General features: G+C 40.1%; 6 protein-coding genes. 4 read left to right on the top strand and 2 right to left on the bottom strand.

Annotated elements, in window-relative coordinates; genetic code table 11:
- Positions 1-577 precede the first annotated feature (577 nt).
- Both BJP37_RS23685 and BJP37_RS23690 read right to left on the bottom strand, forming a co-directional pair.
- Entirely contained in the window at positions 578-982 is a 405-nt protein-coding gene (locus BJP37_RS23685; RefSeq protein WP_075902459.1) for a hypothetical protein, read from the bottom strand.
- Between the two features lie 472 nt (positions 983-1,454).
- Positions 1,455-1,820 (bottom strand): hypothetical protein, encoded by a 366-nt coding sequence (locus tag BJP37_RS23690; protein WP_075902461.1) that lies wholly within the window; start codon positions 1,818-1,820, stop codon positions 1,455-1,457.
- Positions 1,821-2,224: 404 nt separating this feature from the next.
- Here BJP37_RS23690 and BJP37_RS23695 point away from each other — a divergent pair, with 404 nt between their 5' ends.
- The 4 genes from BJP37_RS23695 to BJP37_RS23715 all read left to right on the top strand — a co-directional run bounded on the left by BJP37_RS23695 (position 2,225) and on the right by BJP37_RS23715 (position 7,540).
- Entirely contained in the window at positions 2,225-3,364 is a 1,140-nt protein-coding gene (locus BJP37_RS23695; RefSeq protein ID WP_075902463.1) for a hypothetical protein, read from the top strand.
- A 192-nt stretch (positions 3,365-3,556) separates the two neighbouring features.
- Positions 3,557-4,030 (top strand): DUF1822 family protein, encoded by a 474-nt coding sequence (locus BJP37_RS23700; protein ID WP_075902465.1) that lies wholly within the window; start codon positions 3,557-3,559, stop codon positions 4,028-4,030.
- Positions 4,031-4,812: 782 nt separating this feature from the next.
- Positions 4,813-5,952, top strand: a complete 1,140-nt coding sequence (locus BJP37_RS23710) for a helix-turn-helix domain-containing protein (protein WP_075902469.1) — start codon at positions 4,813-4,815, stop codon at positions 5,950-5,952.
- Between the two features lie 496 nt (positions 5,953-6,448).
- A complete protein-coding gene (locus tag BJP37_RS23715; protein ID WP_075902471.1) occupies positions 6,449-7,540 on the top strand; it encodes a DUF1822 family protein in 1,092 nt (363 codons plus the stop codon).
- The last annotated feature ends 336 nt before the right edge of the window (positions 7,541-7,876 follow it).

Raw genomic sequence — 7,876 nt, forward strand, 5'->3', positions numbered from 1 at the left:
TTGGTTTTCGGCTTTAATTTAAGTTACATAATAATCCCTGTCGGTGTTACCCTAATTTAAGTCTAACAAATAATAAGAGTTTTTGGTAGACTCTGCGACATTTTCTCTAGCTGTTTACTAACCCTGGAAGTACATCTTTCCTCTAGGGTGAGGGGTAAGCAAAGAGGCCGTAATTAAGCTCAATTCATACAGAACCCTATGAGGGGTTTTGCCATTATTTCTTGACTGCCCTCACTCATATAATCACTCGGAAAATCCAATTTTTCTACAGCCCAAGATAAATTTTTGTAACTTTTATGATTAAGTTTTTTAACGAATCTGTACAAACTAGAAAATTACCCTGAACGCGGTTTTGACATCCCTAGAACTGCCGTGGTAGTGGTTGACTAGCTATCCGCCTAGATCATTTATTACTTCCTGATCAAAACTGGGCTCAGAAGCAATGCTAGAGCCAAAAAAGGGGTCAGGGGACTTTTTCCCCTGACCCGATATGGTGTTGAGCTTGTGCCCCTCACCATTCACTTTATGGTGAGAATGTCACAGCCAAAGTAAGTTACTTATGGCTGTGATTTTTACTTTAGGCAAAAGCGCGGTAGTAAATATCGTAGATAGAACCACTTCCACTTACTCGCGCTCTTTGTAGAGAACCGAAGGTGTTATATGCGGTAAAACCTCCCATCCGATCGTCACGATTCAAAAAGCCATCTTTATCAAAAAGTTCAACCCTTGCAAAAGAACCATCAGTCGATGTACCTAGGTTTACACCGCGAGTTTGACCTGTAGAAAAAGATTTATCTCCCCAGATCTTGTTACCATTAATCGTCATATAAGTGTCGTCCTTACCGATAAAGTCAGCACCAGCCTTAATCGATTGAATTTTATCTATGAATATGAACAGACCACCTTCTACCATAGCCCCTTGTTCGGGAGTTAATTCAGTAAATAGTTCTTCCGCAGCAGTGATTTTGTCGATAGTTGACATGGTTTTTCTCCTGGATTTAATTTGAATTAAGTTGACTATAATTACATCTTTTTTCCAGTTATGGGGGTAAGCAAATTAGCAGTACTTCCACCCTATTACACAGCACATTATTATCGGTTTTGCCATGAATAGGATTACGCTTTTTTGATTGCCCTCACTTTAGTAATCACTCCCAAAATCCATTTTTTATACAGTTTGATCTAAAGTTTTTTAACGAATCTGTACAAACGAGTAAATTTTCCTGAAGACGGTTTTGAAATCCCTAGAACTGGGGTTGTAATCCTTGACTAGCTATCCGCGTCGATCATTGATTACTTTGTCAGCAAAACTGCGATCAGGAGCAATGGTAAGGGAGAGAAACCGGTCGGGGCAACTGCCCCAACCTCAGCAGCTGTCAAGGGCATCACCCTACTTCAGCGAGATCTTGATACTTGACCTGAGTAAAGTCAGTTTTTGGCTTTTTCTGTTCGATTTAAAAGACTCGGTAAGTCAGAGTATACCCGTTAACCTTGAGGGACTTGACACCCGTTGGAGTTTGACTAACGTTGACAAAGCCTAAGAGATCGTCATTATTGGCTCCGGAATCTTGATCCCAAATTGACAGGGTTGTCTTATCAGTGAATTTAATGTTTTTGAAAATCTTTTGAGTAGTCTTGACGTTGTTCTTAGCAAAGACAGTTCCTCGTCCCACCTGGATCACGGGGTCGTCTTGACTGGGTTTGTTGGCAAAGAGATATCTCACCTGTAAAGTGGCACCTCCTTCTACCATCGCCCCTTGTTCGGGAGTTAATTCAGTAAAAAGTTCTTCATTGGTAGTGATTTTGTCGATAGTTGACATGATTTTTCTCCTGGATTTAACTTGAATTAAGTTGACTGGAATTACATCTTTTTTCCAGTTATGGGGGTAAGCAAATCAGCAGTAAATCAACCCTATTACACAGCACATTATTATCGGTTTTGCCATTAAGAGGATTACGCTTTTTTGATTGCCCTCACTTTATTAATCACTCCGAAAATCCAATTTTTCTACAACAGAGTATAAAGTTTTGTAAAAAATTTTTTTTATATTCTAATGAAGTACATTAATTTAAAAAAAAATTAAGCATGTTAGGTTTTTTTGCTTTACTTATGTACCTCAGTAGACAAATAAAATAAAAACACATATAAAGTTTTGTAACGAATTGCAGAAAACTTGGAATTTACCCTAATAACTAATTAGACAAGAATTCTGAATCGGTGGTCATGAACAAGCAAATTCAACATCTGGTGCTTCAAATACAACATTATACTCCGGAAAATCAACAACGAAACCAGGCTTTGGCAGAACTAGTTGAGCAAATTTTGCGTACCCGTAAAGTGTGTCGCCCATGTCCAGGTCAGCCTTTATCTGGCATCTATCTAGAGATCTATCAGACCGTACAGCAGCAGCTCAACCATGAACTTGAGGATGATCTTGACAGCCCATATCTACGAATAACTTCTGATCAGGAGTGGGCCTCTTGGCGGGATAGTGTTTTTAAGAAGGTACTCGACGAGGGTCGTCTTCAGCAGCTAGCCCTAGAAGCACAACGGCACCAACCCCATACCCCAGAGGGATTTTATGCCTTAACGGAATTGCTCAATGCCCTTAAGCTTTCCGGTAAGCTTTGCCATCGAGGCAAATTTTCCCGTGAGGTCTATGATGATGCTGTGAATCGGACATTGTATTATGTCTATCAAAACCTCAATCACTACAATCGAGAAAAAGGAAAATTTATAGCCTGGGTCAATTATCGCCTCAATAAGATGTTACAAAAAGCTCAACAAGACCTGACTGACCCATTTATCCAAGCTCAATCTGGCAAAATTGTCAGAATTAAATATCAGTTGAGCGCTCTGATTAAAAGCACCAAACTAGATCATGTGATTGTTTGGATAACACTAACCATCAAAGGCCGGATTACAGACAAGACCCAGGCCAGTAATATTACTAAAATTCTGATAGTATTATTTTTGTTGTGCCAGTTAATCCTAAAAGACCGGAAAAAAGGAAATTCATTAGTGTTTGAGATGGCTAAAGCCTCTCTCCCTTTTTCCTCACACTTGTCTGAGAACACTGGGGAATCGCTTACCCTAGAGACTGTGGCACAACCGCAAACAGAACTGACGTTGTATGACCAGGTCAGATCCTATTTTAAAGAAGACCCAGAAAAGCTCTTGCAGAAACATATAAAAAACCATCCTTCAGCTACCTTGCAAGTGATAGGGTTAGCCTACCTCGACGGAAAAAAATGGCAAGAGATATCGGATTGTTTAGGAATTAAAATTTCATCGCTTAATAACTTCTTTCAACGTAATCTTATAAAATTAGCACCTGAAATCAAGAGATATATAGAAGACTAAATGAGCTAAAAGTGATATAAAAAAAATCGCTGCTTAATCTTAGCCATACATAAACCTACATCAACTGTAGGGGTTAAATTAAATTATTACTATCTATATTCTACTACCCATAGAGTTGATAATTGATTGATAAGGCTAAACTAGAGAGATTGCTCAGCCACACCAGCCTGTCAAATTATACTCATACTACTTATGGTCACACTACCAGAAGCAGCCCATCAGCTAGCAGAGAAGCGTTGCCAACAGCAATCTAATCTGGAAAAAGCCGAACAGGTTTATCTCAATACCTTGGCGGTGTATGCAGTTAATGATTATTTACAGGGTCTAGAATTTGAAACTGATTTATACTCTAGTGATAGCCATAATTCGATCATGCAGACATTCCTAGATGTGGGGGATTTAGTGGTTAAAAATTATGGCAAGCTCGAATGTAAACCAGTCTCACCAGATGCCGAGTTTGTTTACGTCCCAGAAGAAGTTTTGCAAGACAGAATTGGTTATATAGCGGTGCAACTGAATGACTCCTTGACAGAAGCAAAACTGCTGGGATTTGTGGAAAATGTTACAACTAATGAGTTACCGTTAAGGCAGTTGCAGCCGATGGCAGATTTTCCAGAATACCTTCAGGATTTACCCAGAAAATCCACCGATAGTCGAGAGGTTTAATGTTGAAGGTTTTCTGTCAGAATGCAGAATGTAGAATTAAGAATGTAGAAGGCATAAGGCAGAAGGCATAAGGCAGAAGGCATAAGGCAGAAGGCATAAGGCAGAAGGCAGAAGGCATAAGGCAGAAGGCAGAAGGCAGAAGGCAGAAGGCAGAAGGCAGAATTCCAAATTCTAAATTATACATTCTACATTCTACATTCTAAAAGGTTGAAGGTTGTTTAGTGCGTAGGGTGCGTTAGGGGCGGAAAGCCTCGGATTTTTCGCCTCGTAGCCAGTGTTGGGATAGTCCGCCCCGTAACGCACCACCAAAAGGCTCACCCTCATTTTCTGCCATTGCTGAATCAAGGAATGAATATCAGTGGTGTGGGCATCCTGCCTGCGCACAAATGAAACGGGCAAGATGCCCATTCCACAGCCAGATGCCCATTCCACAGCCAGATGCCCATTCCACAGGTGCGACCCGTGGCGAATTTAATAATTAGATGCGGAAAGCGCACCTAAAAACTCTTTCATTTCATTATTAAGCAACGCCAATCGGGTTGCTAGCCACTGCTCAGCCTAGGATTAATCACTTGGGATCTCCGGATCAGAATTGACCCAAACGATTGATGTTTGGTCGGCAGTGCATCGGACAGATTCACTAAGCTTGCCCATCGGGTTGCTTGGCACTGCCCACCCTAGGATTCTATAATTCTGGCAAAAAATAAAGTTTTGTAAATTAACCCATAAAAATGTGAGCTCAGCTAGATAAGTAAGCAGGTCAGTCTTTCTAATTGATAGCGATGAAAGAGCAAATTAGGCAGCTGGTATGCCAAGTGCAAAGCTATCCACGGGATACTCAAGAGCGGCAGCAAGCTTTAGGAACACTGGTTAAGCAAATTTTGCGATCGCGTAAAATTTGCCGCCCATCCAAAGGTCAACCTCTATCTGGTATTTATCGAGATATTTTGGAGGCAGTGCAGAAACAGCTAACCCAGGATCTAGAGCAGACTATTGATAGGTATAGCCCACAATTTATTTCTGACAGAGAGTGGACATCTTGGCGAGATATGGCCTTTAAAAAGGTAATAGATAACTATCGCCTTGAACAACTCGCCCTAGAAGCGCAAGGACAAAAAACTCATACTAAAGAACGACTGTATGCTTTAACAGAATTAATCAATGCTTTGCAAATTTCCGGCAAACTGTACCATCCCCCTGGCTTTTCTATTGATGTTTATCAAGATGCAGTAATTAGAACCTTAGGGTTTGTATTTCAAAACATCAATGTCTACAATCCTGACAAGGGCAAATTTATGAAGTGGGTGAATTTTCGTCTTTATGTGATGTTACAAGAAGTCCGCAAAGAACTTAACGAACCCTTTCTACAATCTCAATACAACAAAGTTTTTAGAACTCAATCGGATTTGAAACGTCTGATTAAAAAAACAAAAACTGAGACGGTTTTGCTTTGGTTTCAGCTAATACTTAAAGGGAGAATTACAGTAATAGATCAGGGATGGCAAGTTTTTTATATCCTGATTGTCTTATTAAAATTATCCCAGTTACTAACCAAAAAACCAATTTATGTCAATACATTATTGTTCGAGATGGCTCAAGCATCTCTCCCTTTATCATCAACGTTATCTGGACTAAATAAAAAATCAATTACTATCGAAAATATCCCACAATCGGAAATAGATATTCCCTTGTCTGAAAAAGTAAGACAATACATTAATGAAGACCCTGATCGGCTATTTCAAAAGCATATTAGAAACCATCCTGAAGCAACGTTTCAAACTATCGCTTTAGCCTATCTAGACGGAAAAAAATGGAAAGAAATATCTAAATTATTCGGAATTAGTGTTCCTACACTAAGTCATTTCTACCAACGTTACCTTAAGGAAGTCGCTCCTAAGATAAAAAAGTCTATACAGGAATAGTTGGCCTAAAATCATTATAATTTCAAGATAATTAACCCAACTTATACTAGTTTAAAATATACTAGGGTGTTTGCAAAGATGTGATTGATTTAACTTCGACATTCAGCTAAATGGTTTCAGGGTGCTTAATACCTTTTCAGGGATGTTAAAAATTAAAAGGCGCTGGGAACAGGGAACAGGGAACAGGGAACAGGGAACAGGGAATTAAAAAGCTTTTTACATAGCGCTGCATCGCTTTTTTTAAGTATTTTTAAATCAAGTTAATTTTTACCTATCAAAGAAAAAAAGGATAGGAATTTATGTTACAGTATTGGTAGGCTGATTTTAGGGAATTGGTATAAGACCAGAGCATCCCAAAGTAACAACATTTATTAATCAAAACAAACTCAAGACTATTTTGTTCAGAAATATTATTCACCTAGGACTTAGGATGACTAGCTAGATTATGCTCCTACGTTAGGGAATACTATGATTGGACTCAGCACAGGATGTAATCATGACGTCTACCATTAAGTCGTACATTAAACCCTTAACCTTTAAAGTTCCGCTAGCTTTAGCAGCACATCGCAGAGCAAAGGAATTTCAACAGCACCAAGCTAATCTGACTAAAGCCAAACAGGTTTATTTCAATACTCTGGCAGTGTATGCAGTTAACTTTTACTTGCGGTGTATGGGATTTGAGACAAACTTAGAGGAAAGCGACAGTTGGAACCCAGTGATGCAAACCCTGATGGATGTTGCGGATCTGACTGTGAAAAATCATGGTAAGTTGGAGTGTAGACTTGTTTTACCTGAGGCTAAGTGTGTCAAAGTTCCAGCAGCAGTCTGGCAGGAACGAATTGGTTATGTGGCGGTGGAGCTTGATCAAGCATTGGAGGAGGCAAGTCTGGTAGGATTTGCTGATACAGTTATAACAGAAGAATTACCCCTCAAGCAATTGCGAACCCTGAAAGAGTTACCGCCACACATTAGAGAGTATCGGCAATCTCCCCTATCCCAGGCAGGGGCAAAGCAGTGGAGCCATAGTCATGGTTTCAAACCCAAGGTCTTGTGTAGCGATGCTTCACCGTCCAACACTATGCAAACACACCCTACCCAACAACAGCAACCACAAAACCAGACACCAGTAGTGCGATTAAAGCAGTGGTTAGAGAATAGTTTTGAGGCAGATTGGAAGACAGTGGAAACTATCTTACCGCCAGCACCGGAGCCAATGCTTGATTTCAGAAGTTTCCCCTTTGATCAACCTAGTAAAGGATTGCATACTACCGTGGGAGTAAAACGAGGTAAGCTACTCGGTTCGGAAATCGCCTGGGGTGCCGAGAAGGTGGCTTTATTTGTGGAGCTACATCCAACGGATTCACCCAAAATGAATATATTCATTGAACTCTTTCCTCCTGGTGGTGCAGACCGTCTTCCCAAGAATCTACAGATTATGGTGCTGGATCACGAGGGAATTGCGGTGATTCAAACCCAAGCCAGAGAGACGGAAAATATTAAGTTGCAAGTAAGTGGTGAACCGGGAGAACATTTTAGCATTAAGTTAGTTTTGAATGATGTTAGTATTACAGAAAATTTCTTAATCTGACCTTAGGGGGGATTGTGCTACCAATATGCTTCTTAAACAAGCGCCTTGTTTTAATCAGATTATTAATTAGATATCTAGCATTTATCAAATAGGTGAGGTACATTTTGGGTAGTAGGGAGTAGGGAGTAGGGAGTGATCCATTGGAAACTTGAATGTACCTCATTAATATGATAACCAATACACTCGTATTATAAGTGTTGTGAAATAGTTCATCCCAAATCCGGGATAACCCTTTTTTAATTTATCCCACGCAGGTGGATTTGGCTCCTATAGTCGCGACGCTGAGGGGGTGACAACAAGGCTAAAAACTAGACAGGGTATGGGGTGTGGGGTGTG

It is taken from the genome of Moorena bouillonii PNG (assembly GCF_001942495.1).
GTDB classification, from domain to species: domain Bacteria; phylum Cyanobacteriota; class Cyanobacteriia; order Cyanobacteriales; family Coleofasciculaceae; genus Moorena; species Moorena bouillonii.